The organism is Candidatus Brocadia sinica JPN1 (assembly GCF_000949635.1).
Taxonomy (GTDB): domain Bacteria; phylum Planctomycetota; class Brocadiia; order Brocadiales; family Brocadiaceae; genus Brocadia; species Brocadia sinica.
This window is the reverse complement of sequence record NZ_BAFN01000001.1, coordinates 1,238,339-1,264,539: the sequence shown is the minus strand read 5'-3', so window position 1 is coordinate 1,264,539 and position 26,201 is coordinate 1,238,339. Positions and strand designations below refer to the sequence as shown.

At 42.3% G+C, this 26,201-nt stretch carries 21 protein-coding genes and 2 pseudogenes; 7 read left to right on the top strand and 16 right to left on the bottom strand.

What is annotated here, in order from left to right:
• Positions 1-79: 79 nt before the first annotated feature.
• From BROSI_RS21170 to BROSI_RS21260, 6 genes and pseudogenes are all read right to left on the bottom strand, one after another.
• Positions 80-1,092: pseudogene (locus tag BROSI_RS21170) on the bottom strand (virulence RhuM family protein).
• A 93-nt stretch (positions 1,093-1,185) separates the two neighbouring features.
• Positions 1,186-2,214 carry a DUF559 domain-containing protein gene (locus BROSI_RS18960; RefSeq protein ID WP_082059066.1) on the bottom strand — a complete coding sequence of 343 codons (1,029 nt, stop codon included), beginning with the start codon at positions 2,212-2,214 and terminating at the stop codon, positions 1,186-1,188.
• Positions 2,144-2,959, bottom strand: a complete 816-nt coding sequence (locus tag BROSI_RS05705) for a restriction endonuclease subunit S (protein ID WP_052562800.1) — start codon at positions 2,957-2,959, stop codon at positions 2,144-2,146. Before BROSI_RS05705 ends, BROSI_RS18960 begins: the two co-directional genes overlap by 71 nt.
• Positions 2,960-3,088: 129 nt before the next feature.
• Positions 3,089-3,478: a type II toxin-antitoxin system VapC family toxin gene (locus tag BROSI_RS05700; RefSeq protein WP_052562799.1), complete on the bottom strand. Its 390-nt coding sequence runs from the start codon at positions 3,476-3,478 to the stop codon at positions 3,089-3,091.
• On the bottom strand, positions 3,462-3,692 hold the full coding sequence (locus BROSI_RS05695) for an antitoxin family protein (RefSeq protein ID WP_052562798.1): 231 nt from the start codon (positions 3,690-3,692) through the stop codon (positions 3,462-3,464). Before BROSI_RS05695 ends, BROSI_RS05700 begins: the two co-directional genes overlap by 17 nt.
• Before the next feature lie 239 nt (positions 3,693-3,931).
• Positions 3,932-5,215, bottom strand: a pseudogene (locus BROSI_RS21260) (type I restriction-modification system subunit M).
• A 167-nt stretch (positions 5,216-5,382) separates the two neighbouring features.
• Here BROSI_RS21260 and BROSI_RS05685 point away from each other — a divergent pair.
• Together BROSI_RS05685 and BROSI_RS05680 are read left to right on the top strand one after the other, a co-directional pair.
• Positions 5,383-7,464, top strand: a complete 2,082-nt coding sequence (locus BROSI_RS05685) for an FAD-binding protein (RefSeq protein ID WP_052562797.1) — start codon at positions 5,383-5,385, stop codon at positions 7,462-7,464.
• Entirely contained in the window at positions 7,461-9,152 is a 1,692-nt protein-coding gene (locus BROSI_RS05680) for an electron-transfer flavoprotein:ubiquinone oxidoreductase (protein ID WP_052562796.1), read from the top strand. Before BROSI_RS05685 ends, BROSI_RS05680 begins: the two co-directional genes overlap by 4 nt.
• Positions 9,153-9,248: 96 nt before the next feature.
• Here the strand turns inward: BROSI_RS05680 and ppa are convergent, their stop codons facing one another.
• A complete protein-coding gene (ppa, locus tag BROSI_RS05675) occupies positions 9,249-9,785 on the bottom strand; it encodes an inorganic diphosphatase (protein ID WP_052562795.1) in 537 nt (178 codons plus the stop codon).
• Positions 9,786-10,170: 385 nt separating this feature from the next.
• Between ppa and BROSI_RS05670 the strand changes: the two genes are divergently transcribed.
• Entirely contained in the window at positions 10,171-10,716 is a 546-nt protein-coding gene (locus BROSI_RS05670) for a pyruvoyl-dependent arginine decarboxylase (RefSeq protein ID WP_052562794.1), read from the top strand.
• Positions 10,717-10,881: 165 nt separating this feature from the next.
• Positions 10,882-12,093, top strand: a complete 1,212-nt coding sequence (gene argJ, locus BROSI_RS05665; protein WP_052562793.1) for a bifunctional glutamate N-acetyltransferase/amino-acid acetyltransferase ArgJ — start codon at positions 10,882-10,884, stop codon at positions 12,091-12,093.
• A 72-nt stretch (positions 12,094-12,165) separates the two neighbouring features.
• Here the strand turns inward: argJ and BROSI_RS05660 are convergent, their stop codons facing one another.
• Both BROSI_RS05660 and ald read right to left on the bottom strand, forming a co-directional pair.
• Positions 12,166-12,363: a hypothetical protein gene (locus BROSI_RS05660; RefSeq protein ID WP_052562792.1), complete on the bottom strand. Its 198-nt coding sequence runs from the start codon at positions 12,361-12,363 to the stop codon at positions 12,166-12,168.
• A 124-nt stretch (positions 12,364-12,487) separates the two neighbouring features.
• Positions 12,488-13,591, bottom strand: coding sequence for an alanine dehydrogenase (gene ald, locus BROSI_RS05655; protein ID WP_052562791.1), 1,104 nt, complete (start codon positions 13,589-13,591; stop codon positions 12,488-12,490).
• A 269-nt stretch (positions 13,592-13,860) separates the two neighbouring features.
• Between ald and mtaB the strand changes: the two genes are divergently transcribed.
• Both mtaB and BROSI_RS05645 read left to right on the top strand, forming a co-directional pair.
• Positions 13,861-15,321: a tRNA (N(6)-L-threonylcarbamoyladenosine(37)-C(2))-methylthiotransferase MtaB gene (gene mtaB, locus BROSI_RS05650; RefSeq protein ID WP_052562790.1), complete on the top strand. Its 1,461-nt coding sequence runs from the start codon at positions 13,861-13,863 to the stop codon at positions 15,319-15,321.
• Between the two features lie 49 nt (positions 15,322-15,370).
• Positions 15,371-15,961: a phospholipase D-like domain-containing protein gene (locus tag BROSI_RS05645; protein ID WP_052562789.1), complete on the top strand. Its 591-nt coding sequence runs from the start codon at positions 15,371-15,373 to the stop codon at positions 15,959-15,961.
• Positions 15,962-16,225: 264 nt separating this feature from the next.
• Here BROSI_RS05645 and BROSI_RS05640 read toward each other — a convergent pair whose 3' ends face one another.
• The 7 genes from BROSI_RS05640 to BROSI_RS05610 form a co-directional block, all read right to left on the bottom strand.
• Complete coding sequence (locus BROSI_RS05640; protein WP_052562788.1) at positions 16,226-17,260, bottom strand: glycosyltransferase family 4 protein; 1,035 nt, start codon at positions 17,258-17,260, stop codon at positions 16,226-16,228.
• A complete protein-coding gene (locus tag BROSI_RS05635; RefSeq protein ID WP_052562787.1) occupies positions 17,257-18,045 on the bottom strand; it encodes a class I SAM-dependent methyltransferase in 789 nt (262 codons plus the stop codon). The genes BROSI_RS05640 and BROSI_RS05635 overlap by 4 nt, the downstream gene beginning before the upstream one ends.
• Before the next feature lie 46 nt (positions 18,046-18,091).
• Positions 18,092-18,988, bottom strand: coding sequence for a sulfotransferase family protein (locus BROSI_RS05630; RefSeq protein ID WP_052562786.1), 897 nt, complete (start codon positions 18,986-18,988; stop codon positions 18,092-18,094).
• Positions 18,989-19,023: 35 nt separating this feature from the next.
• Positions 19,024-20,046 carry a sulfotransferase gene (locus BROSI_RS05625; protein ID WP_157842402.1) on the bottom strand — a complete coding sequence of 341 codons (1,023 nt, stop codon included), beginning with the start codon at positions 20,044-20,046 and terminating at the stop codon, positions 19,024-19,026.
• Positions 19,998-20,930, bottom strand: coding sequence for a sulfotransferase domain-containing protein (locus BROSI_RS05620; RefSeq protein ID WP_052562784.1), 933 nt, complete (start codon positions 20,928-20,930; stop codon positions 19,998-20,000). The genes BROSI_RS05625 and BROSI_RS05620 overlap by 49 nt, the downstream gene beginning before the upstream one ends.
• A complete protein-coding gene (locus BROSI_RS05615; protein ID WP_162183221.1) occupies positions 20,927-22,306 on the bottom strand; it encodes a flippase in 1,380 nt (459 codons plus the stop codon). The genes BROSI_RS05620 and BROSI_RS05615 overlap by 4 nt, the downstream gene beginning before the upstream one ends.
• A gap of 494 nt (positions 22,307-22,800) precedes the next feature.
• Positions 22,801-24,825, bottom strand: a complete 2,025-nt coding sequence (locus tag BROSI_RS05610) for a hypothetical protein (protein WP_052562782.1) — start codon at positions 24,823-24,825, stop codon at positions 22,801-22,803.
• 895 nt (positions 24,826-25,720) lie between these two features.
• On the opposite strand from BROSI_RS05610, the gene BROSI_RS18955 reads away from it, so the two are divergent.
• A complete protein-coding gene (locus BROSI_RS18955; RefSeq protein WP_082059062.1) occupies positions 25,721-26,095 on the top strand; it encodes a DUF481 domain-containing protein in 375 nt (124 codons plus the stop codon).
• Positions 26,096-26,201: the final 106 nt, after the last annotated feature.

The following is a 26,201-nucleotide window of genomic DNA, read 5'->3' as shown; positions in this document are numbered from 1 at the left end:
AAACGGTTATTCAACTAGACACATTTTCATGGTTTCAGGGCGCCGCTAGAGCGGCATGATGACTGACTCGTAAAATGAATTACTCATTTTTCCCTTCAATCTTTTTTATTTCCCGATCAAAATCAGAGATGTAATTTTTATCCTGAATTTTTCGGTAAACTTCGTACTCTTGTTCTGCTTTCAACTTAGCTTCTAACATACTAATTTTGCCTTTATCTTCCAGGATCGGATAATTGGATAATTCCAGAAAATTATGTAAAAACTGAATCCAGTCCGTCATCTTCATTACTATCTGCCGCTGCGCCCGGTTCTCCGCCAAATCTAAGTAGGCAGAAACAATCCGGTTGAGTTCCTTAATATGTTGTTCGCTTAAATAATTCTTGGCAATGCTAACATCTGATTTGAGTATCTTTCCTTCAGGAGATTGCTTCCAGTGGGTTAATTCCATATACAATTTTGTCGCATCCGCATTTGTATAAATAATCTCCGCCGCGGTTTTGCCTGTTATCGCCCAATGCAGTTTATTCTGAACCGTTGCAAAAAAATCTTTAGTAATCGGAGAATTTTTATCGTAATCAACTGAAAGGGCGTAAATATCTGTAATTTTCTGATAGAATCGGCGTTCACTTGCCCGGATTTCGCGAATACGTTCCAGGAGTTCATCGAAATAATCTTTCCCAAAACGTTGCCTTGTTTGAGCCTTTCGTCGTCAAGGACAAAACCTTTAATTATAAATTCTTTGAGAGTTTTGGTTGCCCAGATACGGAACTGAGTTGCCTGATAACTATTAACTCTGTAACCCACCGCAATAATGGCATCAAGATTGTAATATTCCAGTTTACGTCTGACCTTGCGGGAGCCTTCATCCCGAACTGTTTCCAAAATGGAAAGAGTTGCTTCCTGAGAAAGCTCGTTACTTTCATAAATGTTGGCAAGGTGCTTGCTTATAGCAGGAATTTCAACGCCGAAAAGTTCTGCCATAGCCTTTTGGGTTAACCAAAAGTTTTCATTCTGAAAAAGGACTTCAACACAGACATTGCCCTTTTCAGAGGTATAAAGAACAATTTCATTATTTCTATTTTTGGAATTCATGGCGCCGCCAATCGTATAAGTTCCTCTTTCACTAATTCAAAACGAGTCTGCAGATGGTCAAAGGTTTTTTCTGTTCGTATTTTATTTCATTACTCATACTCCTATCTCGCCACTCATCAATTTTGGTAATAACGCATCACGGACGGCGGAAAGGGTGGTGGATTGTTTGATGTTTTCTTCTTGCCTTAATCGAATACTTGCAGCTAAATCAGAAAATTTCGAGACCAGATATCTTGGTGGCAAGACGAATTTTGGCTTTTGCAATCCTTCAATCTTAAGCATATTTACAGTTGTGCCGTTTGCAAAGCCAACAACTTGCTTTCTAATTTCCAGTCGCAAGAGTAATTGATACAAAAAGTCCGATGTTAAATAAGAATGTGGTTTTGGTCTTAACCGATAAATATGATGGCTATAAATCCCAACGTCTCCAAACACATAAGGAACGATTGCGGGATATCCTATCAACAAGTATTTATGCCCTTGCTCTGTATTTGCAATAATCAAATCCCCTGGTTGAACAATGTGCTTTTCCTTGTATTCACCCGAGTAATACTTAATGCCCTCGAATTTGTAGCCACCACCTTCGTAAACCGAATTCAAGTTATGCATTGGCACCGCATCACTTGTTGCCAATCCCCTGCCCTTATAACTCAACCCTCTTTCTGCTTCCAACTCGTCTTCAAATGTAACAACTCTCCACCCCTTCGGAATAGGGCCAAGTTCACTGTCCTGCATTTCGCATTTATTCCCCTCTTGAGGGGTGCCCGAAGGGCGGGGTGGACTCAACTCTTCAACTCTCTCTTTGATCGACCTTGTCACAAAACTCCAAACGCCTCCAATATTCCCAAGCACATCTTTGCCAGAAATCCTGACAACTTTTAATTGTAATGAAGATAAAAAGGCATCGCGTTCCTGGTCATATTCCTGTTTATCGTTATGGCTTGAGCCGTCAATCTCAAATACAAGTCCAAGTTCCGGAATGAAAAAATCTACAATAAAATTGCCAATAATAACTTGTCTATCGATATCCCAACCAAGCTTTTTTTTGTCTTTAAAAGTTTTCCAAAATACAACTTCTGATAAAATTCCTTGTTTTCTCAGTTCTTTTGCCCGCTCTTGCAATGTGCGGTTTTTTTGGCAAAGTCCAGAACGGGAAAAGTGAGTTTTTTTGCCATGGTGCGAGAGAGGTTGGCGTTGTCTGCAAGGAATTTACCTCGCCATTCATGTATGGATGAAGAGAGGAATCCACCCCACCCTTCGGGTACCCCTCAAGAGGGGAATGGGGGAAGCGGAAATCCACAAACCACTCCTTGTATATCGCCTGGGCAATTGCCTCCAACGTCTGATTCGTCTGAAGGTTGAGTTCGATTTTGTTGTCAAGCGCGGAAAGGATAGAAGCAATGCGGCGTTGGGTAGGAAGAGGTGGAAGTTCAAGCTCTAAGTTGTCAAAAGTATCCCAAGTAACTCTCTGTCTTCCAGAGGTACCAAGCATATTTTGTTCTGCAAACCGCCTTACTTCTGTATATCGTGATAGATAAAAAACAAAATCACTATCAGAGACACCTTCTTTACTACGGAAAACTAAAAACTCAGTAGAACCAAATCCAACACCACTTTCTAGTCCTTTTACTTGACATATTTTTCCATTCTCTAGGCAAGGGGTAATTCTTGCAAACAAAGTATCGCCATTTTGAAATTTAGCACCACCAGACAATTTCCGTTTTGTTGAAGGATAAACAAATTTGCTTCTTTCATTCAAATCTCTCATTTCCACAAACGAATATTCTCTTGTGCTCTCAAGCCTTACAGAGGGATTTATTTGAACAAACTCAGAAAATATATATTTTTTCCAACCTTCACAACCCATACTCAAACCCCTTCAAATACGCACCGTATTGTCAAAATTCATTTCTTCTTTTGAGTACTGTCCGTAGTTTTTGCAACAAGCCGTTGCAAAAAATTGCTGTAAAAAGTCAAATCACTCATCGTCATTTCGCTATAATTTAATTACCCTTAAATCGTTTATATTATCAAAATGTGCATCTCCTGTAAGAAGAGGTAAATTGTGTTCTCTACAGATTGATGCAATCCATAAATCATTTTCAGGAATAGGACGGCCTTTCTGCTTTAATTCTAGTCTTATGGAACTATAGTGATTAGCTGTTTTCCGTGTAATATTTAACACATCGCAGACATCAATAAATTCATTGTAGATTTTCAGGTTTTCTTTTTGGCGGGACGAGTTTCTGGTAGTAAAGAGGATTTCGGCTATTACAGGCACCGGAAGACAAAGGGTTGATACGACAGCAAGCGTCCTAGTAATTTCAGGATCATTTTTAAATAACCGTATTACAATATTTGTATCAAGGCTAATCCTTCCATTCATCCGGATTTACCCTTTCAAATTCCTCTTCCACTACTTTTAGCATCCTGTTTGCCTCTTCTTCACTTAATATCCCAGCAAATCTTAGGATAGGAGACACCTCCTTTTGCTTAAAAGCAATAGTTATTTCAACCTCTGTATTTTCCCTTATTCCCTCAATTGGTTCTAATGGTCTTAATACACCATGTTCAAATACTGCCTGGATAGTTTTTGTCATTTCTTAACACTCCTTTTACCTTTAATGCTTTTATGTACTAATGAGTATTAATTAAATTGTACACCAGATGAAATGTAAATATCTATGATAAAACGTAAAGTGACCTTTTACTTAATTTGTCCAACAAGCTGTTGGCTAATTTTGCGTGCTGGTAATTACGAAACACGCTGTTCTGTAAGTTGTCCAACAGGTTGTTGGATAATTGCGCTGCTCTTACTATAAAACAGATGCCACTAAGATTAAATTTCATACCCTATCCCTTTGAGATTCTTTTTTATCTCTCTTTCCAATTCGGCACCTTTTGCAAATTGTTCTGCCAATTTTGAAGTCAACGCGTTCATCTTCTCTTTAAACGGCACGCCGTCAACTTCTTCTGTCTCAGTACCTACATATCGTCCGGGCATCAATAAAGAGAATTTCATTTGAGCGATTGCGAAATTTTCCATTCGCCTTATTGCGCGCCAAAAACCACAGGCATGCGGGAATCATGGTATTATAAAAAAGCTGGGCAGGCAGGGCGACCATGCAGTCAATAAGACCAGCCTCAATCATGTTTTGACGGATTTCTCCTTCACCGCCGGAGTTTGAGTTCATACTTCCGTTCGCCAAAACTATTCCGGCAGTGCCGTTGGGGCTTAATTTATGCACAAAGTGTTGAAGCCAGGCATAATTGGCATTGCCCGCCGGCGGCACGCCATATTTCCACCTTTTATCATCTCGAAGCTGCTCACCGCTCCAGTCGCTCACATTAAAGGGAGGATTGGCGAGGATAAAATCTGCCTTCAAATAATCAGGATGTTTGTCATGGAGAAACGTGTCTCCGGACTCAATCTTTGCATCAATACCGCGAATGGCGAGATTCATCTTGGCAAGGCGTAGTGTTGTTGGGTTTGACTCTTGCCCGAATATGGATATATCGCCGATACGCCCGCCATGTTCCTCAATAAATTTTTCACTCTGAACAAACATCCCGCCGGAACCGCAGCACCCGTCATAGACACGGCCTTTATACGGTTCAAGCATTTCCACAAGGAGTTTTACGATGCAGGCGGGTGTGTAAAATTGACCCCCTTTTTTCCCTTCGGCATCGGCAAACTGGCCGAGAAAATATTCATACACCCTGCCAAGTAAATCCTTTGCCTTATGCCCACTTTGGTTGAATCCAATAGTGCCGATAAGATCAATAAGTTCTCCCAGCCGTTGTTTATTCAATTCGGGGTCTGCGTAGATTTTTGGCAAAATCCCTTTTAAAGTACTGTTAAGCCTTTCTATGGAATCCATTGCGTCATCAACGAGCTTTCCTATCTCCGGTTTTTTTGCCTTATCCTGGAGATACTGCCAGCGCGCTTTCTCAGGGACAAAGAAGATATTATGGGCAAGGTACTCGTCTTTATCTTCCGGATCAGCGCCTTCAAATTCACCTTCTCCGGCCTTCAATTTTTCATAGAGATCATGAAAGGCATCGGAAATGTATTTCAAAAAATCAAATCAAGCACAACATGCTTATACTCGGCTGCGTCCATATTGTTGCGGAGCTTATCAGCCGCAGCCCATAGGGTCTTTTCTAATTCATTATCTTTTCACCTAAAACTTGACTCCTTTTCAAATAATTTGTTATCCTTAATAAGAATTTTACAGTAAATAAGTATGTATGTATATCTCTTAAGAAGAATCTATTTTTTTGTACGTTATGAGTAATTATATTGTTCTCGTCAAACAGGTTCCCGACGTAACCCAAATTACCGGCAATGCCTTAGATCCTGAAACCGGCACCCTTAAACGTGGCGTTTTGCCCAGCGTTATCAACAAACTTGATACAGATGCACTGGCGTTTGCCAGCAAGATGAGACAGATTTCACCAGGAAAGATTGTTTGTCTCACCATGGGTCCGCCCATGGCAAAAGATATCTTGATATATTCATTGACCAGGTGTGCCGACTCTGCGGTGCTTCTTACCGATAAGGCGCTAGGAGGGGCGGATACCCCTGCGACGGCTAATCCATTGGCCTATGCAATACGACGGATCGTGAGGGACATGTTTAGCGGCAATGATGATTATGCAGTGATAGCAGGAATGCAATCGGTTGATGGCGATACCGCACAGGTTCCACCACAGGTAGCTGAGGAATTGCAGATACCCTGTATTGCATATGCCACGGATGTAGAATTCATTGACGATAAGTTCCGGATTAAGAAAATCGTTGCTGGTGGTAATCAGTGGGTAATCCCTAAAACATTCCCTTACGTGATAACGATTGCCAATTATGAATATCCGTTGTTTGCATCATTTCAGAGGTCGCGATGGGCCAACAAATTTACCGTTACTAATTGGTCTGCCGAGGATATAAAACCCACTTTATTCGGCGCCAATGGCTCAAAGACACGTGTGATAAGGGTCTTTCCGCCGCCAAAGAGCGCCAGGAAAAATAAACAGATTTTTACTATTGATGAATTTGTTACTGAATTAATGATGGATTATAAAAAAGGCGGTTTCCATAGTGCTTTTGAAACAGAAGGGACAGATTATGTACTTCCGTCAAAAAGAGCGGGCGACCCATTTAACCGCGATTATGAATTTACTGATAAGGAAATGACATTATTTAAAAAAGTTGCACAAGCGCTTTCCAAGCTGGGAGTAATCGATGTACATCAGCTTCATGAGTCGCTGGTCGATAAGATTCAAGAGCTTCTTGGCGAAAAAACGCCCAAACGGATGATCCTGGAAATGTTTGAAGGATACAAGATTACGCAACCGGCTTACGCGGGCGATGTTTGGGTAATTGCGGAACATGATGGTGAAAAGACGATTGATGTTACATCAGAACTCCTTGGTAAGGCCAATAGCCTGGCAAAATCTTTACAGGTAAAGGTTGGCGCTGTGATTGCGGGACATACATGCAGGCATATGTCGGATGGACTCGTTGCCGCTGGCGCTGATGATGTTCATGTAATTGAAGATGAACTCCTGAAGGAATTCAGGCCTGTGCCGTATAGAAAAGTTATTGCCGAGGTGATAGAAAAACACAATCCACAGATTGTCTTATTTGGCGCTACTCCTCAGGGAAGAGTCCTGGCGCCCATGGTTGCTTATCGCCTCGGTTGCGGATTGACAGCAGATTGTACTGGATTAGACATCAGAGATAATACAAGGCGAGGCGCTATTGCAATATTGATGCAGACCCGTCCGGCATTGGGCGGTAACGTCATGGCTACCATATGCACCATAAATTCACAAATACAAATGGCAACAGCCAGGCCGGGGGTCATGAAAAGAATGAAACCGGAACCTTCGAGAAAGGGGAATATTATAGAGCACAGGGCTGCCCTTTCGGAATCGGATATTGATTTTGATATTGTCAGTACAGAATTGAGTGGTGGAAGTGCAAAACTTACTACCGCGGATGTAATTGTGTCGGGTGGCAAGGGCCTGAGGAATAGAGATACTTATAATAAGCTTGTGAGTGATTTGTCCATAGCGCTGCAGGAAAAACTTCATTGTCAGGTCGAGCGTGGGGCGTCCCGGGCAGCCGTAGAGCATGGATTTATTGACCGTATCCATCAGGTCGGGCAAACGGGAACCGCTGTTAGTCCCAAGCTGTACATTGCTCTTGGAATTTCAGGTGCCATTCAGCACTTAATCGGTATTGAAAATGCCGGCATAATTGTGGCCGTCAATTCCGATCCACAGGCACCCATATTCAAGCACTCAGATTACTATATCATCGGGAATGCAGAGGAGATCGTACCCAAAATCATTGAGGCCTTAAGATGATACAAGAAAAAGATTATACACACGTTTCAATCCTGGTTGTTGGCGCCGGACCTGGTGGCCTGGCTGCTGCGATTGCCGCTAAAAGTGTTCATAAGGATGCAGATGTCGTGATTTTGGAAAAGGGAGAGTCGCTTGGTGATCACAATCTGTCTGGCGCTGTTCTGGAAACGGCCGCACTAAAGCGCTTGCTTGACGAAGCCAGCCATGATTGGCTTAGCATGGAGGGGGCTGGTCATATCATGGAAAGGGAGGTGAAAGATGATGACGTGTGCTTCCTCCTGGGGAAAAAATTTGTCGTCAACATCTCGCTGCTCATCAAGTTTGGCAAGAAATTGGGATTATCATTTGGTGAAATGGACAACAGTGGTGATCATATTGTTTCCATAAGCAAGTTGACAAGATTCCTTGGGAAAATTGCCATCTCACTGGGTATTGAAGTTTATACAGGCTTTGGTGTGAAGGAAATATTATATGATCAAACCAAGAAAGAGGTTACTGGAGTAAAACTTGTTGATCAGGGTCTTGACAAAAAGGGGCATCCACAACCCAATTACCGTAAAGGAGAGACGATTACCGCGGATATTATCATCCTTGCAGAAGGAGCGGATGGTCTTGTTACTGAAGATCTGGTTGTAAAGGCTGGTCTAAAACGCCAGATCAATCAGGTATTTTCGGTTGGCGTGAAAGAAATCATCCGCGTGAGTAAAGAGCGCTATGAATCGTTCGGCAATAACCGGGTGGTTCATACTCTGGGTTATCCGTTGTGGTTTCCCCTATTTGGCCCCGATATCTTTGGTGGTGGATTTGCGTACAGCTATGGTGATAACCAGATTGCCGTTGGCATTATTGCGGGAGCGGACTGGAAGTATTGTAACTTTAATCCGCAAAAGGCCCTGGAAGATTTTAAACGTCATGCGTTTATCCGTCAGTTCATTGAAGGCAGCGAAATAATTGAAGCCGGTGTAAAAATGATCCCCGAAGGGGGTTATTATGCATTGCCCCGTTACGTACAATTAAGCGCCAATAGCAATACGATAAATACCATCGGTTACAAGAATGTGATGGTAGTTGGCGACAGCGCTGGATTCGTGAATATGCATAAGATCAAGGGACTCCACAACGCCATTGAATCCGGATTACTTGCTGGCAAGGCATCAATTCAGTGTCTCAACGATTCTAACAAGGCTGCTGAAGTCTACACTCACCTGTTAGAACAAAATTCAGTAATGACTGAGATGAAGTCAGCCAGAAATTTTCGTGCAATAATCGCAAAATTTGGTTCAACGTTCGGTTTCCCATTTTCGATTATTGGCAAGTTCTTACCCAGGTTTGGCATGGAAAGAGACTTTAAGGCCATGACCTCAGCCAGGTTCAAATATGATATTCCAGGCAAATTTGACAAGGCGACGTTTGTCGCACTAGCTGGTACGAAGCACAGGGAAGACCAACCCGCGCATCTCAGTATTTTAGACCAAAATTTTTGTATCAATACGTGCGATCGCTTTTTTGACCGGGCATGCATAACGTTTTGTCCCGGAGGTGTCTATGAGCAGATTGGGAATGATACCCTTCCGGCAAATCCTTCGAATTGTATCCACTGCAAGACCTGCCAAAGGAAGTGTCCGTTTGATAATATCAGATGGACTGTGCCAGAGGGTGGTGGCGGTCCCAGATACAAACAGATGTAATTCATTTTTCGATATTTGCATTTTGAATTTTCTTAAAAATGGCGATATTTTCTATTCGTCACCAAAGCAGTTCTTTTTGGTTGCGGTTACACCACGCTATGTTTTCTGAGAAGCTGCTCTCTCAATCGTCGTACTGAGATAGCTCGCGGCTTCATCCGCATCATGCCAGTTTTCTAGCTCTACCCATTTCCCCGGTTCAAGATCCTTGTAATGTTTGAAGAAGTGGACAATCTGGTCGAGCAAAATTGCCGGAAGCTGTTTGTATGAAGATACATCTTTGTAGAAGGGATGAAGTTTGTCAACGGGAACGGCAAGTACCTTTTCATCCCTGCCTTCTTCGTCACGCATGACTAACATGCCAATTGGCCGGCACCGGATTACTGATCCAGGTATTACCCGAACAGGTGCAATTACCAGAACATCAACAGGATCGCCATCATCTGCTAAGGTATGAGGAATAAAACCATAATTACACGGATAGAACATCGCAGTATGCAAGAAGCGGTCCACGAAGATAGCCCCCGAATCCGGATCGACCTCATACTTCACTGGCTCGCTCCCGAGCGGAATTTCGATAATGACGTTAACGTCCCAGGGTGGACGAAAACCGGTAGGAATCTTTTCAAGGTTCATGGTATACCTCGTATTTAATCAGCGTGCGGTCCTTCGTATCGTGAAGAACCTAAAATAGCACGCAACTATGTTATGTACAGAAACAATCAGGCCTGGAAGCAACACGTGATGCAAAAAATTTTACAGAATACCGTATTTCTTGTGCTCTCCAGAAAATTGTAAGAACACGATACCACGAAGCGATGAAAAAATCAAAAATAAAGATAATTAAGCGCTAAGAATTTCGTCACATCCCGGTATTCTACACGGTGAATAAATGAATGAAAAAATATACCTCGATTTTTCAAAATTCTATTGAATTTCATTGAGAAATTTGTTTCACTAAGCAACTTAAATTTACTTATCCCGTTTTCTGTTTTTAAACTATATGAGGGAGCCAATCAATATGATGATACCGAGGTTGGTATTCTTTACCAAAGGTGTTGGAAAACACAAAGACAAGTTACAGTCCTTTGAACTCGCCCTGCGAAAAGCTGGCATTGAAAAATGCAACTTAGTGAGGGTGTCAAGTATCTTCCCGCCGAATTGCAAGATTGTTACCAAGGAACAAGGTACTGCAATGCTAAAGGGTGGACAGGTGATTTTTTGCGTAATGAGCGAGAATTCTACCAATGAGCCTAATCGGATGATCTCCGCCTCTGTCGGTATGGCAGTTCCGGGAGAGCACGAACATTATGGATATCTCAGCGAACACCATGCCTATGGTGAAACCGAAGAAAAATCGGGCGATTATGCAGAAGACCTTGCCGCCACCATGCTGGCCACTACTCTGGGTATCGAATTCGACCCTGCAAAAAACTATGATGAACGGAAAGAAACGTATCGGATGAGTGGTAAAATCGTAAAAACCAGAAACATCACACAAGCAGCGCGGGGGGACAAAAATGGCCTGTGGACTACCGTAGTTGCAGCGGCTGTATTTATTTTATAACCATGTTTTTATCTAACCGAAAGAAGCCGTGTAAACAACTCAAACAATTCAAACCGTTTGTTATTTGCCTTCCTCATACCTTCAATATGACAAATCTCTGTTGCTTTTTGATTTCATCAGCATGCAGCTGTTTGGTCTGCAATGCAGGAAAGGATATCTGGTAGCATGGAAGTAATAACGACAGGATGTATTGTTGCCCCCACGGGTTTTAAGGCAGGCGCTACCTATTGTGGAATCAAAACAGCAAAAGACAGTTTTGATCTGGGAATTATCTTTTCAGAATTTCCTGCAACTGGCGCCGCCTTGTTTACCACAAACCAGATTTATGCCGCACCGGTAAAGCTTAGCAGAAAAATCATTCAAAAGGGTCGCGTGCGTGCCTTCGTCATCAACAGCGGCAACGCGAATGCGTGCACAGGAGAGCAGGGTTACAAAGATGCCGAAGCGATGGGGCAGATTGCGGCAAAATGCCTGAAAACTCCCGAGGATGAGATACTGGTCGCCTCTACCGGGATTATTGGCAGGCCGCTTCCCATGGATAAGATTTTTACGGGTATTAAGACCGCTGCAGCGACTTTGGGAAACACCCCGGAGCATGGCAATACCATGGCACGGGCCATCATGACGACGGATACAAAACAAAAAGACATTGCCGTCAGGTTAAAGATAAACAACAAAGATGTAACGATTGGCGGTATTACGAAGGGAGCGGGGATGATTGCACCAAACCTCGCAACCATGCTGTGTTTTCTTACGACAGACGTCTCCATGCCTGCCTCACTGCTCAACGAATGCCTCAGAAATTCAGCAGAATCCTCCTTTAACCGCATCACCATTGACGGCCACATGAGCACCAACGACACCATCGCTATTATCGCAAACGGTGCATCCGGGGTAAACATCCCCTCGAAAAATAACGATTTACGAATCTTTCAACAAGGACTGGATTATGTAACCAGCTATCTGGCAAAGGCCATTGTGATGGATGGTGAGGGTGCTACAAAATTTATTCAGATTGATGTGGTTGGTGCATGGTCACGCAGTGATGCAACAAAGATAGCCAGATCCATTGCAGATTCTCCACTGGTAAAGACGGCAATGAACGGAGAAGACCCCAACTGGGGACGCATCGTCTCTGCCGCCGGTTATGCAGGTGTGGAACTGGATGAATCAAAGACCAATCTCTACATCAACGACATCCTGATCTTTGCCAAAGGGATGCCAACACAGTGCGACCTCAATGTCCTTAGTACCTCCATGAAAGGTAGAGATATCAAAATTCGCCTGGAACTTGGGCTGGGGGATTTCAAGGACACTATCTGGACGTGTGACTTGTCTCATGAATACGTTACCATTAATGCAGAATACCATACATGAATCTTTTGTGGCAGAGCATCACTTCAACCGGCCAAGATACACTAAAAACAACAGATTGCACCAACAAATATTTCAAACTTCCGAAGTAAAGTCTCTCTCCATTACTGTTTTGCGGCCATCTGTTTTTGCTTTCTCGATTGCCTGATCACACAAACGGCGAATGGTATCAGACAATATTTCCGCAACATTGCTCGCCGTATTCATGCCAGAGGTAGAACGTATGTAGTTCTTGAGTTTAGACACAACGACCAGTATTTCTTTTTCACTCATGTTATTTTTCCTTTCTTTTGTTAATACAATGAATGAATTGCTTTTTAAAATCCATCCTATTTTATAAAATCCATGTTAAAATACAACGCAATTCAACTAATATGCGCAACTAAAATTTTTCAAACTATTCAAATGTACTATATGTCATATCAAAAGCGCTTGCAACTGCCTTGTTTGTAAGCCTTCCCTTTACCATGTTGACACCTCTCAGTATGGCCTGGTTTTCTCGTGCTGCACGTCCGTATCCCTTATCAGCAATTTCCAGGGCATATGGCAGCGTCACGTTGGTTAGTGCATGGGTTGATGTGCATGCCACGGCACCGGGAATATTAGTCACACAGTAATGAATAACATCATATTCCTTGTAAATAGGATTACTATGGGTTGTTGGTTTGCTGGTTTCCACACATCCCCCCTGGTCAATGGCTACATCAATGATCACTGCACCGGATTTCATTGTTTGAACCATTTCCTTTGTAACAACTCGCGGCGCCCGGGCTCCTTCAACCAGCACTGCGCCAATGAGTAAGTCCGCAGATGTTACTTTTTCCCGGATATTCTGGGTATTGGACATGAGTGTAACAACGTTCTTTGGCATGATGTCATCCAAGTATCTTAGTCGATTTACACTGATATCGAGGATAGTAACTCGTGCCCCAAGCCCAGCGGCCACCTTTGCGGCATTAGTGCCTACAATACCACCGCCTATGATGACTACTTCAGCCGGAGCTACTCCGGGTACTCCACCCAAAAGTATTCCACGTCCAAGCATGGGTTTCTCAAGATATTTTGCTCCCTCCTGAATAGACATTCGTCCGGCAACCTCACTCATGGGTGTCAGGATCGGGTGTTGGCCATGTTCATCCCGGATCGTTTCGTAGGCAATGGCAACTATTTTTGTCTTTGTTACAGCGTCCGTTAATTCTTTTGAGGCGGCAAAGTGAAAAAACGTAAAGAGGATCTGATCTTCCCTCAGGAAAGGGTATTCCTCCGGCAGGGGTTCTTTAACCTTCATTACGAGTTGTGACTGATCATAAATTTCTTTTGGTTCATCAATGAGTTTAGCGCCTGCCTTCTTATATTCCTGGTCAGAGATGCCACTTCCCAAACCAGCGCCCTTTTCTATAAGTACGGTATGCCCGTGTCTCAGCATCTCCTCCACGCCAGCAGGAATAAGAGCCACCCGATATTCGTCCGGTTTCGTTTCTTTCGGTATGCCAACAATCATCTGAATTTCTCTTCAAAAAGGAGGTATGGTCTGATAAAATCACACATAACTTTTTAGCCACGAATGGGCACGAAGTAACAGAAAAGGGATACAATATTCGCGCAAATTATTGCCCGTTTTTCGCTAAGGAATTCTTCGGGACATATCTGTCAACCGTAGTGTACACTGACAGCTATTTTTGTCAAGCCAAATTAGATTAGGTCTTTGGCAACTTTGAAGTTCCTCACTGTTAAATCTATCTATATTATCCTGTAAATCCTGTCAAAAACATGAAGACATGCGCCTTTATTACACTTGGATGCAAGGTTAATCAGTATGAGACCCAGGCACTCCGGGAATCCCTTACCTCAAAGGGATTTGTAGAAATCGTCCCTGAACAGGCTGCAGACCTTTACGTAATCAACACCTGCACGGTCACCTCAGCCAGTGATGAAAAATCACGACAATATATTAAATGGGTTAGACGGAAAAACCCGAGTGCGACAGTTGTCGTTACTGGTTGTTATGCCGAGGCAGATTCAGAAGCCATAAAAAACATAGAAGGGGTAGACTATGTGATTACCAAGGCGGAAGAGGCATACCTGGCAGAAATCGTAAGCAGGGGCACGGTGCACCGTGCCCCTACGCAAGAAACATCCGTGCCTTCAGAAAGTTCAAATGACCATAAAAATCCCCCTCCCCTTAGCCCCCTCCCGCTTGGGGGAAGAAAAACAAGGGGAATAACAATTCTCCCCGCCCTTCATGGGGTGGGTAAGGGGGAGGGTGAAAATAGATTTTCAGGTGGAAAATCTCTTTCCGAACCGACTGAAGACCCCATTTATAATCTTAAGATAAGCCATTTTGCAGGTCATACAAGGGCATTCCTCAAGATCGAAGACGGATGTGACTTGTATTGTTCCTATTGCATCATCCCTTACGTTCGGGGAGGTATCAAGAGCCGGAGGCCACAGGATATTTTTGAAGAAGCAAGACGTTTAATTGATAATGGTTACAAAGAGATTATACTGACCGGTATCCATCTGGGGGCTTATGGCAAGGACGAGCAGGAAAACTACCGTTTATTGGATATTATTCAGATACTCAGTAATTTATCAGGACTAGAAAGAATCCGGCTAAGCTCGATTGAAGCGAATGAAATAACGCACGACTTAATCGACCTTGTTGTGCATACAAAAAAGATATGTCCTCACTTCCATATTCCATTACAAAGTGGAGATGATTTTATTCTTAAGAGGATGAACAGGAAATACACCTCATCGCACTATTTAGAGATACTTGGTAGCATTCGTTCAAAGATTGATTCACCATCAGTTACTACGGATGTTATAGTGGGTTTTCCTGGAGAAAAAGATGTACATTTTGAAAATACCATCGGTCTTTGTAAGAATGCTGGTTTTAGCCGTATGCATATATTCCCTTTCAGCGCACGGGAAGGCACTCCAGCGGCGAAGATGACTGACCATTGCCCACCTCAAATTATTAAGCGAAGAAAAGCACTGTTAGACGCTACGGCAAAGACTTTAGCCTTTTCCTACAAAAAACAATTTTTAGGCACTCATGCAGAAGTGCTCGTAGAAGCAGAAAGGGATTCCAAAACGAATAAATTATGTGGATACTCTGAACGGTACATCAAGGTCTTATTTGACGGCCCAGACACGGTCAAAAATTCAATTGTTTCGGTACAGATAGAAGAGGTTACCCCTTTGCTTGTGATGGGAACTTTACAATAAATACAAAAATTAAAAATAAATGATACATTGAAATTCAAATAGAATATTTATGAAATACCTGAAACGCACAATAAATAAACTTTCCATTACGGTCATTTTCGTTTCCTGTATCTTTTACAACCCTTCTTCTTTCGGTCTGCCTGCTGACGATGTCATACCGCTCGTGGATGAAGACTATTACCCACAGGTACACCAGACATTGACCACTGCAAAGAAATCCATCATGTGCGTCATGTACATAGCCGATATTAATCCGAAATATAATCGGGGTTGGGAATATAATCTGGTTAATGACCTTATTACCGCACATAAACGTGGAGTAAATGTAACTGTTATCTTTGATCAAAATATCATGTTTTGGGAAACAGGGAAAAAGCGAAAAAAAACAGAAAGAAAAAGCGACGATGCGTATGAATTGCTCAAAAAAAATGACGTCCCTGTATACTACGACAGTAACGACCGCGTTACCCACAATAAGATATTGATCGTAGACAACTATATTACCATTGTAGGCAGTACGAACTGGACGTATAGCGCACTAAAGAAAAATCATGAGGCATCTGTACTAATAAAGTCACGGAGTGTGGCAGAGGCATTCCTTGAAAAGCTCGGGACAATTTCAAAATACCAGCCGAAGTGATGAGTACTTAGCAGCAAGAGAAATCTTTTGGAGAGGGTATTTGATATTAAAAAAATCATTGAGAAAGTTGATATTAATGAATCCCAGGAAGTCATAATCACTTTTTTGGGCACAAGCAAAAATAAATCATTAACTAGTGAACCTATAAAAGAAACAGATTATGTATTAGATACTAACCATCCAGATTTCATGGATACCGGTGTTAGTAGCTATATCAAAGCAGAAGTGTGCATGAGGGAGGTAATTAACTACAAGTCCGAAGGCCTAGTTTATCTCGTTTCTGATCTTGGGTTCTCGATTTTCTGCCAATACTTTTTCAAAAATTTCCAGATGCTTTTCCGCACTTTTCCGCCAGGTAAATTGCTGAGACCGAACCAGACCCTTCTGGCGGAACGATTGACGCAGTGATTTGTCTTCTATCAAATGTTTCATGGCGCTGGTAATACTAGCCACAGAACGCGGATTTACGAATAAGGCAGCATCCCCGGTTACCTCAGGGCAGGCGCTGATATTAGAGGTAATTACCGGGCACCCGCATGCCATAGCCTCCAGAATAGGCATGCCGAACGTTTCGTGCAACGACGGAAACACAAATCCCATCCCACTCCGGTACCATGTTGCCAGTTCTGCTGAAGAACATTCCTCAGCAATGAGTTTGACGCCTTTTATGGCAATTTTTTTCTCTTTATAGCCTGGCAGGATTGCTACGAAGGCAGGCCTCTTATCTTCTGGCAAATTTGCATAAGCTGCCAGAATGCGATCTGTATTCTTTTTCGGTTTGTACTGTGATACATGCAACAGGTAAGGATATTCAATGTCTGATTTTTTACCATCTGCGTAAAAAATAGTATGGTCAATGCCATGATAAACAGGGTAAATCATGTGCCGTGGAATGCTGAAAACACTGGATATCTCCTGTGCCGCAAACTCAGAAACGGTAATTACTGCAGAAATCTTTTTCCAAAACCACTGCCAGGCACTCAATGTTCTGTGTTCCTGTATTTTCCCACGTAAAGCTTGTAAAAGGTTTGGATAGATTTCATACCATGACATGGTAAAAGGGCCGACTCCATGCACAGTTACTACAACAGGTCGTTGAGTATTTTTTAAACTTGGGTGAGGTGAACGGCTGCCAGCAATCCCCGGTTCCCACACAAGATCGCATTCTTTTGGAATAGGGTTATCGTCCGTAAAAGGGAATACCTCTATTCCGAGCAAAACCAGCTCACGCTCGATGTTTTCGCGATAAATACGGTGACTGAAAGGTTCGTGATGGTAGGTTAGAATAGCAAGTTTCAATCTGTCCCCTTTTTCGCCGCAACGACCATTATCCTGAGTCGTTTCGTATTGATGAATGGGCGTACCCGATAGTATGAATTACCATTTTCTTGAAAAGCCTGCCCGATCATCAAATCTCCAGGAGATTGACATGCAGGATTTTCTATGCCTTTCCTGACAGCAGGACGGAGTATGCATTTTGACGTTTTTTTGATATTCGTCTTCTCAAGGAGAGAAACGAAAAAGGCATGGAAATGCCGATGATATAAGTCGGATGCTCTGTCTAAAGGTTTGAAATACTGACCATAACGTTCCACCTGAGAAAATCGCTGCTCTACAAGTCCGTAAAATTCTTCGGGGCAGTATTCCTTGACATGGTACGGTGGATGGGCTGTGTACCGAAGGTTTGGAGTAGAGCAGAGGAAGGTGCCGCCGGGCTTTAATACCCGATATACCTCGGAAAGAAAACTGTTGCCATCATGGACGTGTTCTATGGTTTCAAAACTTACCACGACGTCAAAAGATTCGTCTTTAAATGGAATGTCTAAGACATCAGCCCTTACAAAATTTCCATACTTGTATCTGGTTTGAGCATCAGCGACCGCCTGTTCATCATAATCGGCACCTACAGCTTTACAACCATGTTTTAAAAGCAGGGCAGTTCCGTAACCGGCACCACAAGCAATATCCAATAACCGCTGGCCTGGTTTAAGACGAGAAACGGAGAACTTATACCGTTCCAGATGCTGAATTGACAAATAGTCTGATTTGCCGAGTGGGTTATGATACTCAATAGTATCAGCCATACGCTAATTTTTTGAAAAGTATCATCAAAATATTTTTTCCGTAAATTTATGTTTTACACCAATGAGTCAAGTCACGTCTTAAAAGTTCGCTTAATTGTTCTATCTCTAATGCAAACTCAGCTTGTAGTCTCTTCCTTAGCTCCGTACCCATAGGTGGACGAGTCTCGTATTTCATATTGAAAGACGTCAGTTTTTTAACAAACCTCTGGTGCAGCGTGTGAGTCATAAAAAATTTACCAAGCACCCTGACGATTTGCGGTGGATTTTGTAAAAGGTTTCGTAATATATTGCTGCGTACACGCTTATTCGGATTGATAGTTCTAAACTCCGGCTGAAAATCCCCTCTTACACCTAAAAAGCGCAGATTTTCCCGGTAAACGTTGACTGTATCCATTTTAAAGTCATCATAAATAATGACATGCACATTTTCTCTTCCAAAAACATCGTAATATCTCCGAACCTGTTCAGTATATTTTACTGTTTCCCGGTAAAAAAGACTTTCGATAAAATGGACGCCAGGCGGTATGCGTAAGCCGCGTTTTCTATCATCCTCGGCGTTAATGGCCTCTTCGAAACATGCGATATCTTCATTACCATTATAAAGAAATTGGCTATGCTGAGAATAGAGCATGTCCACGGGATTTCTCAACATAATAATAATGCTTGCGGAAGGTGAAAATTCCTTAATTTCAGAAGCAGCCTTTTTTGAATAAAGATACCAAACCGAGGATTCTCCGACCCTCTTTTCATCTTTTGCCCAGGAAAATAAAGAAAGATATATTTCTCTGTCTCTGATGAATCTCGGTGAATTAAGATCGGTACCAAAAAAGTGAGACTCCTTTTTTCCCGGCATGAAAATCTCCGGATGTTGCCTGAGATACGCGCACATAGCGGTTGTCCCACTTTTCGGCGCGCCGACAATGAAGAAATCTGGTATTCTCATATTGATTGTTTATTTCATCCTGCCCGTATAAATATCTAAATATCGACAATAAACCCTAATTCCCTTACAGCTTCAATTTCCTCTTTGCCAAAAATGGATAAATCATACTTTCTATAGCGGCCAGCAGATTCCGGTAATCTGGGGAGTCTTTCCAATTCATCCATATTTACACATCTGGTATCTAATCCCAGAAAATGTATTAACAATTCTATTTCATGTCGTGGATCCGTGCACAGCTTGTCGAAATTAATAACCAGGAACCTTTCCTTTAGGTGTTTTCGGCCAAGGGTTATCGCTTTTCTATTCGCCTCATTCCAGTACTGAAGCGATAGCCTGGGAAGAGGAATCGATGAATCATTCACTGCAATTCCAAACATCCTTCCCCAGTTGTATAATTGGGATTGATTACGGCTATATGCCATATCGATTCCATGTCGCATAAGATGTATGTATTTCAAACGGTGAAAATGGTTGTTTAAATACTCAAGATAAATATGGGTATTCGGTTCTTTCCAGCCCCAACCCAGGTATTTTAAACGGTTAATTTTTTTTGAGTGGAGCATGGTTACTGCCCTCCTTATTGGCCATAAACCGCGACCCGATCCTGAATAATCATGCCCTTTAAACATCATTTCAACAACCGCACGCATGATAAAACTCAATTCTTCAGAGTGGGGTTTTCCATGAGCAGTCATTGCCTTTTCAAAGATGCTGAGGCCTTTCATAATGTGCGATTCTTTCCTGGTTACTTTTTTAAAAAACCAATCAGGCCTCTTGAATAGTAGTGTAAACCATAAATTATCACGGGCGGGGTTCATATCTTTTCCCAGGTAAAAACCGAGTTGTATGAGAATTTCGGCAATAACCCTTGTACCACTCCCCCCAACGCCGCCAATGGCAACCGGCCCCAGCCAGTTTGATTTGTTATTCATATAGTTATCGATAATACACCACTCCATTACTCCATGGTAAGAATTTTGGTTGCTGTTTTGCTGCGTCAGGAAGTATTTCAGTTTTCTGGTGTCTCCTGCGCATCTATGCTTTTGTCTGTACTCCAATGATTTAAATCCCGTCCCAAAAGCTCGCTTAAACCCTTTACTTCTGAAGCAAATTCTTCCTGCAAACGCCTCCGTAATTCCGGGGACATAGGCTGCCGGGAAACATAGTGGGTGTTTAATTTTCTGAGCCTGTTCAGCAGCACGTTGCGGAACGATTGAGGTAGAAGCGATTTGCCGATTGTACGCACCAACGAAGGAGGGGTTTTTAAGAAGCGCTGAAGGGTTCTGTTGCGGACACGTTTGTTCGGATTAATAACTTTGAAATCGGGCCGAAAACCGGTATCGACATGAAGAAACCTGAGCGTCTCACGGTATACCATTGCGGTATCCCTTTTAAAATCATCATAGATGATTACGTGAACGTGATTTCTCCCAAAGGTGTCAAAATATCTTCTTACCTGTTCTGTAAATTTCACCACTTCGCGGTGGAGGAGTTTTTTCTCTATCCGGATATTCCGGGGAATCAGTTCGCCGTTTCTCCTTTTCTCTTCCGCTGCCAGAGATGCTTCAAAATCCAAAATATCCTCGGCACCATTATAAACGAGCTGCGCATGCCGCGAATAGAGAACGTCCACAGGATTCCTCAACATGATAATAATTTTTGCACCGGGACAGAAGGACTTGATGTTTCGTGCTGCATTTTTTGAAAATAAATAGTAAACCGAAGCTTCACCTGCAAGTTGGTTTTCACCTGCTCCTTCAAATAACGAAAGGTACCGTTCTCTCTTGAGAAAAGGGTCATCTTGTTTCAATAAATCATCGGCAAAATGATTTATCTCCTTCATATCCGGCATGAATATACCCGGATGTTGCCTCAAATATTCCTGCATTGCAGTAGTGCCGCACTTTGGCGCACCTGCGATAAAGAACTCGGGTTTCGTCATCCTTTTCTCCAGGGAACAAATTCTCCCAATGCGGTGGAATGGATTCCAATCGTTTTGTATACCCATGTTGCCAGCAAAATATTCCAGGTAATCATGCTGCTTGCGGTAGCAATTGCCGCTCCCGCAATACTCCATCCGGGTATTAATAGCGCATTCAGAATGATGTTCAATGCTGCACTGATTCCCACACCAATAGCAACATTCCGCTCATGCCCGGTCATAACGAGCAGGGGGCCGACAGAGCCCATTGATGCGTTAACAAGCTGACCGGCCGATAAGATTGCAAGGGACATTCTGCCCTGGGTGAAGGCTTCTCCGAAAAGGAGCAGGAACCAATGGCCGCATAATATAAGGGCAAGACCGATAGGTAGCGAAAATAATAGAATTACCCGGGTGCTCTTTGTGACAACATCCTGTAATTTTTTCATGTCTCCTGCTGCATAGAGACTTGCCACAGTGGGTGCCAGTGCTGTATTGACAGCAAGCAGGATAAAGGTAATAAATTCTGCCCCACGATTAGCAACCGAATAGATACCTGCCTCTTTTGTGCCCTTCATTGCTCCAAGCATAATGATGTCTGTTTTGGCATTTATTATCTGCATACCGGTGATGAGCATCAGGGGTAAAGCGCTTCGCATCCATTCCCGAATTTTATAGGAAGGACCAGTTTCTTTGATGGATGGTGGAAGCGTTTTGAGTAATACCCGCGTTCCGACAATAAAGGCAATTCCTGTAGCTGCAATGTTTATTCCCAACGTTCGTGGCGCAGTCAAAGCTTTCCCGAGAAGCAGATAGGTAATGCCAAGAAAACAGAGAAAGAGTATTGGCTGGATGAGCATTTCTGGTACTTGTCCGGCTATTACCCTGTTGAGCCCCTTCAGTACGGCCTGTCTTAGCCTGGTAAGTGTAACCAGGGGGAGCGAGACCATGGCTATCCAGAGGGAGATTAAAACCAAAGAATCCTGGCGACCGGCAAAGATACTGCCGATGAAAGCGGCTAATAATGCCAGCCCTAGCGAAACGATCAATACCGTCTGATTTGCCCACCGGAGGAGACCCCTCATGAAATGCCATTCAGATGTGGTTTCGTATATGGCAACTTCCCGAACAAGCAGTTTATCCAGTCCCAACGCCCCAGGAACTGCAAGAAATCCCACCCAGGTTATGGCATAGGTATAGGCGCCATAACCTGCGGTACCTAATAATCGGGCGAGTAATAAGCCAATGATAAATGATAGGCCTGTAGAGGCTATTCTGAGCCCAAATGAGCCAGAAGCACTTCTCGCAAGACGGCCTTTCAGGTTGGTGACTCCTTTTTTCCCCAAAAGATGTTGAAACAGATATCTGAGGTGGTTTATTTTGTCTGAGATAGTCATATTACGGGTTACGGGTATTATTGACACCAATAGGTCAGTCCATCGCATAGTCTTTCTGGTTTGGTTCCATATCTTTCATCAAAAGTCACCCGTGTCATGTGTGTTTTTCTAAGATGAAAATGATTGTAAACGGTAACCCATTAAGGTTATTTCTGTCTGCCTTTCCATAGTATACCCTATACATGCATTTTATTTACAAGTTTTTTCCCAGTGTAAGGTGGGTGATAATGGAAGTAATTGGATTGCGGTTGTGCAGCACATTAAATTCTTCCCGCAGGTTTTAACCTGCGGGAAGAACCGGGGTCTCTCGTTGGGAGATATGAGAGATTTCTGTTTATATTGGCAAACGTTTAATTTTCTAAACGTTTATTATTCAAAACATTTTTGGCTAAAATGTCAATACAAAATTTAAAAAATATTTCTCGTAAAGTTTTTTGTGAGGGTTTTATACCGTGGCTTATTCTCTTTATTGTGAAAAACGGCTTCTCATGTAATTATACAAATCTTTTCAATACCCGTAAAATGAGCGAGAATGGTCTGAAAAAAACCTTGAAATTCTTCAAAAACTTTATAAGGAAAAAAACCGCTATAAAACATAAAATGATAATTATAAGTACGGGGCTGGTACAAAATAGCCATGCAAGAAAGCTGATTAGTCCGGATAGGAATGCAATGGGGTGGGTAAGAAAAATGAGCAAGATGGATGCAACCAGGCCATATTTGATAAACTTCACACATTTTGCAAATACCCTGGGCGACAGAAAGCGCATTACCAGAAGGCCAGCCTTCCCTTTGCCGGCAAGCTTAAGACCGTCATCACCGTACATACTAACATACTTAATGACATCGTCTCCGTGACTTTTTGCCATTTGAATTACATTGTTACCATATTTTTCAATGACTTTTACACCGTTTGTACCATATTTGGATACATACGAAATAACTTCGTCTCCGTAGAGGGCGGATAATTTGATAACATTGTCGCCATAAATTGAGCCTAAAAGCACAATATCTTTGCCATGCTTCTGGATAACCCTGAAGCCATCTTCGCCATAGATTGTAGTGTATTTGATAACATCATCTCCATATTTATGTGCCAGGGTTAAAATATCGTCACCATATCTTTCAATTACATCCCCCGCAGTACTACCATATTGAGAAACGTATCGAACCACATCATCTCCATATTGCTGTGAGAGGTTAAGGATTTTGCCGTTCGTTGCCTTCAACGTCTTAATTCCATCGTCTCCGTATTTTGCTACAAACTGAATGACATCATCGCCATAGGCCGCTACAAGATCATCGGTTAAATGGACAAGACCACTAAACCCTTTTGTGGTCTTTGTAAAACGTGCCCCCTTTACTGCAAGTTTTGCTCCCCTGGATATCCCGCTGCCAACTGGGACAAGTCCCAGGATATCCAGTCCTGCAAATAACTTGTCCTGTAAGGTAATGTCTTCCTGTCGAATTCTTTTCCGGCTGACCTTCTCGACATCGGAAATAAAGAAATTCCTTAATTTGTTCGTAATGGTGGTTATAGCTTCTTCCTTGACATTATTGATGTCGAGGATTTCAAATCTATCCATGAAATCGTTTCCCAACTCAAAAATAAGACTAATAGCCCTCCTGGCATTTTCACGTTGTACGGTTACATCTCCTTGTCTATTTGCCGTAGATGTGCCTGTGTTATACCACCAGGTTGTTATCCATTCGTAGGCGCTTGCTGTCTTCAAGTAGTTGTATAATTGGCTGTTAAAATCTTTATTATTATAAAAAAGGTAAATGATGGGAATGGTCTGTTTGTGTCCGTACGTTTTAATTACCTGATAAAAGGTATCGTCATCAATGAAAAGATTGAATAAGGTCTTTGCCTTTTCCCCATATTCCTTCAAGGCCAGGAGGCCATCCTCCTGAAACTTCATGACGATGTTTAATACGTCTTCGTCGTAAAGTTTTGCAAAAACGATTCCATGTTTTTGTGCCAGGGGGAAGACAATATCGCCCTTTTCATTGGCAAGTTTGATTAAGTCGAACCCCTTCTCTTTATTTTCACGGATAAGAAAAAAGTTTTCCGGGTTGCTGGCGATATATTTTAGCCCTTCGTCTCCAACGGATTTATAAAAGTCAGCAAGGGCTTTGGGTGAGAATATGTGGAGATTATTTATGATATTATGAGGATTGTTATAGAGATGAAAGATGTCTCTGTGATCCAAGAGTGGGAACAAGTCGGCCATTTCCCTGCCGTATTTTTCCAGAAGTGCAAGCCCTTCAATTTTATACTCTTCCAAAAATTCAAGAGCAAACGTGCCATATTGTTGGTAGAGTCGTTCAGCATTGTCACCAAATTGTCCAAACACCTCTTTATAGGTGGTGCCGATAGTATCGACGTTGTATATTGAGGCATTTGAAACAGATGTTGAAGCGCTCTCTGTGGATTGAAGACCTGCGTTTTGTGGTGATAAAAAGGTTATGTGACTTACCAAGAGTACAATAAAAGATATGAAAAACTTTTTATTCATGGATAGTTCTCATTTAAAGACAGTTCTACTGTAAGGACTGCTTGTTACTACTTTGTTTGGTCTGCCTTTGGTTGATTTATGATAAGTTTTCAATCAATAGTATATTACTCCCACCCATCTTAAAACAATAAAAACTCTTCTGATTCGTTCTGATCAGGAGATAGAGCATTTATTCTAATTGAAGTATTGCTCGTTACGCTGATTATTGACAGGCTTCTGAACAGAAGAGAAAAATGCGTTCCCCGAAGCATTTGAAGAATAAATGCCCTTATCTTTCTCCCCTTTGCCTTAAGGACATATCCTTTTGATACTAAATGCAATCAACAAGAGACCCAGTAAGATAGGTTTTTCTACCGGATAAAACGCAATTTACGGAGACCTTTTAATCTTGACATGAAGGTCATGTGGATATAGTATTGCCAACTCTGGAACGGATGAAGTTTGCTGGACTCTTTTGCATGGTACCTCCGGAAGCAATTTACAATAGGGGCATTTGGGAGAAAAATTGCTTGAGCCTCAGGGTGCCCCTCCCGCAGATTGAAATCATCGTGTAATGTGTAATAATGCGTCCGGAAAGTTGTCTGTTGATAGATGGGGTAAAGTCCCTAAACATTAAAAGATATCGATATTAATACTACGGATACATTAGCTTCTTCTGAGACGGGAACTGAAACAATCACGGTTGCTACAAAAGAATCGGAACAAGCGCAGACAAGTTCCGTCGATGCGCAGAGTACCCATAAAGAAGAATCTCAATCAAGTACACAGGAAGCCGAAGCAAAAAGTAGTCTGCAGCAATCTTCGAATACGAACGGAGAAAAACTTGCCCAATCAGAGGAAAAGAAAGTTTCCCCTCCCCGAAAGACATGGAAGGGAAATACTGATGCCGGTATGAATATTAAAGACGGAAATACAGAGTCAACTACCACCCATCAAAGAAAGGCTGAAATATAAAACAGAAACTGGTCCTGCATATACCTATGAAAGATTCCATGGTGGGATCACTGATGATTATTGGGGTCTAAGGTTTGGCAATTATTTGGATTGGATCTTCCTGCAGGATACAAAATTATATGCTAAACAAGAATATGTACAAAGTGTTGAAAATCAAGAAGATTGGCGTTTAGATTCAGGTGTAGGAGTCAGGCACAACCTGACAAAATCTATAGCATTAAGCTTTGAAATCCTCAACCAATACGATAATACACCGCTGGAGGGTAACCAGAAAGATGATATCACAATGATAGGGAGCGTGGGGTATAATTTTTAAGTATCGACGTATCCCTTTGAAAAATTGGGGTAGCATTGCCATTCTCTGTTCGGATAAAACCGACAGGTGAAGTTGCGTTGGTAGAGTGCGGTCTCCGATTTACTTT